The sequence below is a fragment of the Cellvibrio sp. genome (assembly GCF_053579595.1).
Map to the genome: position 1 here is coordinate 1 of NZ_JBRFPI010000479.1, position 3,032 is coordinate 3,032.

The 3,032-nt window shown below is 48.2% G+C and carries 4 protein-coding genes; all 4 read right to left on the reverse strand.

The window, feature by feature from the left end; genetic code table 11:
* A partial coding sequence (sppA, locus tag ACWA6V_RS20005) for a signal peptide peptidase SppA (protein WP_449524144.1) occupies nucleotides 1–1,502 on the reverse strand: 1,502 nt, incomplete at its 3' end.
* 22 nt (nucleotides 1,503–1,524) lie between these two features.
* Nucleotides 1,525–1,977, reverse strand: coding sequence for a DUF2069 domain-containing protein (locus ACWA6V_RS20010; RefSeq protein WP_449524145.1), 453 nt, complete (start codon nucleotides 1,975–1,977; stop codon nucleotides 1,525–1,527).
* A gap of 45 nt (nucleotides 1,978–2,022) precedes the next feature.
* Nucleotides 2,023–2,619: an NAD(P)H:quinone oxidoreductase gene (wrbA, locus tag ACWA6V_RS20015; RefSeq protein WP_449524146.1), complete on the reverse strand. Its 597-nt coding sequence runs from the start codon at nucleotides 2,617–2,619 to the stop codon at nucleotides 2,023–2,025.
* A gap of 58 nt (nucleotides 2,620–2,677) precedes the next feature.
* Nucleotides 2,678–3,025: an arsenate reductase (glutaredoxin) gene (gene arsC / locus ACWA6V_RS20020; RefSeq protein WP_449524147.1), complete on the reverse strand. Its 348-nt coding sequence runs from the start codon at nucleotides 3,023–3,025 to the stop codon at nucleotides 2,678–2,680.
* Nucleotides 3,026–3,032 lie beyond the last annotated feature (7 nt).

Genomic DNA, 3,032 nt, shown 5'->3' on the forward strand with positions numbered 1-3,032 from the left:
AGTGGGCGATCCAGGCGCATGGTGCCCGCCAATTCAGTGGTGCCTACACCATCAGTATTAATGCCAATTTTTTGCAGGGATTTTTCCAGTGTGGGGAATGCGCCGAATACACCGATGGAGCCAGTGATGGTGGTGGGTTGCGCCCAGATTTTATCGCCTGCAGTTGCGACCCAATAACCGCCGGATGCAGCGACTGTGCCCATGGAAATATAAATCGGGATTTTTTTCTCGCGTAGTGCGATAACTTCCGAGCGAATAATTTCTGATGCAAAAGCACTGCCGCCACCGGAATCGATACGGATTACCAGGGCTTTTACTTCATCATCATCTTTCACCTGTCGCAATAATTCCAGCATGCTTTCACTGCCAATACTGCCGTGGGGTTGATGTCCATCGACAATTGAACCAGAAGCAACGACTACAGCGACTTTATTTTTTTCCAGTGTTGGGTGTTTGCGCACATCGGCGAGGTAGGATTTTACGCCTACGCCGTTATACCAATTGCCTTCCTCACTTTTTCCTGCTTGCTCGATAAGCATTTTTTCCATGTCCTGGCGCGAGACAATTTTATCGACCAGTGCCTTTTCCAGTGCGAGTTTGGCGCTGTCGCCTGTTGTTAATAGCATGTGCGCATCGATATTGTTGACATAGTCGTTAATGCTGCCCGGCGGTAGTTTACGCAGGCTTTCAATCTTGCCGGTGTAACTGGCCCAGAGTTCGTTAATCCACTGCGCATTATGCTCGCGCGATTCTTGCGACATGTCGTCGCGCAGGTAGGGCTCCAGATAATCTTTGTATTTGCCGGAGCGGAAGGCGTGGATAGTGACACCGAGTTTATCCAGTGCGGTTTTGTAGTAATTCATGTAGCGGCCGTAGCCGGTAATTTCGATCAAGCCCATTTCGTGCAGATAAATTTCGTCGGCAAAACTGGCGAGGTAATATTGGTCTTGCGAGTAATTGTCACTCACGGCGATGATTTTTTTGTTTGCGCTTTTAAAATTTTCCAGCGCTTGGCCAATATCATTCATTTTGCTTACGCCACCGCCGAGCAAGCGGCCGGGCTCTAATACCAGCATGGTGACGCGTTTATCTTTTGCGGCTTTGTTGATAGCTTCTACAACATCACTCACGAGAGTTTCATTTTCTTCCGGGTCTTCTTCAGATAACAATAAACTGGCTGGGTCTATGTAGCTGCGTTGATCAACCAATAAACCAGTTGGTGCAAGGCGCAACGCAAAAGTTTCTGGCAGTGGCTGCGGTGCACTTGAACTTATCGCGATTATAAAAATGATGAGCACAATGATGAAGAGGGTGTTCATCAAGGCATTGCGAAACCAGGTAATACCTGCACCCATTCCGCTAAAAAAGATGCTCCAGGCTCCGCGTTTTTTCGGTATGGGCAGCTGCGGCGCCGCGCGGTTTGGTTGCGAGGCCATAGGTTGTGATGGGCCGGGTTGTGTGGAATTGTGCGGCGCAGGTGGTTCGTAATAATTCACAGACACAATAATTTCCTTCCGAAAAAATTTATGAATTTTGGGTTTTGGTAGACAAATAATAGTTCCAGTATTGCAACCAGCGGCTGGTCATCATCGCGGCCATAAACATGGCGCTTACCAGCAAGGTGATCAGCCAATCGCTCCACAACCAACGGCTCATCAGTAACGGGATAATCGCTGCAAAATACATGAGTGCGACAAAGCACAGCCAGCTGTAAGTGCGATGTGTTTCGCGCAATAGTGCTGGAATGAAAATCAGCAGCGGGACAATTTGCAGCAACCAGAGCGCTAGTTTGCCGTTTTCATTGATGATATTTAGTAAGCTAAATAAGACCAGCAAACTGATGTAAGTGGCACGCACTATAAAGCGTCCGATGCGCAATTTTTTATGCAGCACAACGGAATCTGCATCGGTAATCACAATGACTTTTTTGGGTTTTTCATTGGTGGGTTCGTCATTGTTTTCTGGAGCGTTAGTCATACATTAACCTTGTCGTTTTAATGCGAGAGTTTCAATTCGAAAGTGTTAGCGCGATAGTTGTAATGCGAGCGTCGCGACGCGTTTGCCCAGCGCCTGGCAGAGTGCAATTTCTTCACTGCTGAGTTTGGTGGGTGCATCACCGCTAGCGAGATGCGATGCACCATAAGGCGTGCCTCCAGTACGTGTCTTGCTGATGGCGGCTTCGCTGTAGGGAATTCCGGCAATCACCATACCTTGATGTAAGAGCGGCAGCATCATTGAGAGCAGGGTGGATTCTTGTCCGCCGTGCAATGTTGATGTCGAGGTAAATACGGCGGCGGGTTTGTTAATTAAATCGCCATTTAACCAAAGGCCGCTGGTACCATCGAGAAAATATTTCATCGCTGCCGCCATATTGCCAAAGCGGGAAGGGCTGCCGAGGATTAGACCGCTGCAATTTTTTAAATCGGCTTCGCTGCAATAAATTGCGCCGCTGTCGGGAATGGCGGGTTCAATTGCTTCGATAGTTGTCGATACTGCCGGTACAGTGCGCAAGCGTGCTTCCATACCACTCACTTGTTCAACACCGCGCGCAATCTGTTTTGCCATTTCGAGTGTGGAACCGCTGCGGCTGTAATACAAAACTAAAATATAAGGTGTCATAAAAGATTCTTTAGTCAAATGTCTGAGTGTTAATCGCTGCTAACTAGTAACGATTAACTTACGTGATGATCTGCAAAACGTTTTCCGGCGGCCGGCCGATCACTGCTTTATTGCCATTTATCGCAATCGGGCGCTCAATTAATTTGGGGTTTTCCACCATTGCCTTAATCAATGCAGCTTCGCTGAGTTTCTCATCCGCGAGGTTCAGCTCTTTATACGCATCCTCACCCTTACGCAACAAATCGCGTGCGCCTATCCCTAATTTGCTCAATAGTGCTTTCAATGTTTTGGCGTTGGGCGGTGTTTCCAAATACAGAACCACCTCGGGCTCTTGCCCTTGTTCACGCAACAGGTTCAGTGCCTCGCGCGATTTTGAGCAGCGCGGGTTGTGATAAAGTGTGACCATAATTGTC

What these genes read in the sequence shown, in the direction of transcription:
- ACWA6V_RS20010 (WP_449524145.1), bottom strand. Translation starts at nt 1,977, where the DNA reads ATGACTAACGCTCCAGAAAACAATGACGAACCCACCAATGAAAAACCC.
- arsC (WP_449524147.1), bottom strand. Translation starts at nt 3,025, where the DNA reads ATGGTCACACTTTATCACAACCCGCGCTGCTCAAAATCGCGCGAGGCA.
- wrbA (WP_449524146.1), bottom strand. Translation starts at nt 2,619, where the DNA reads ATGACACCTTATATTTTAGTTTTGTATTACAGCCGCAGCGGTTCCACA.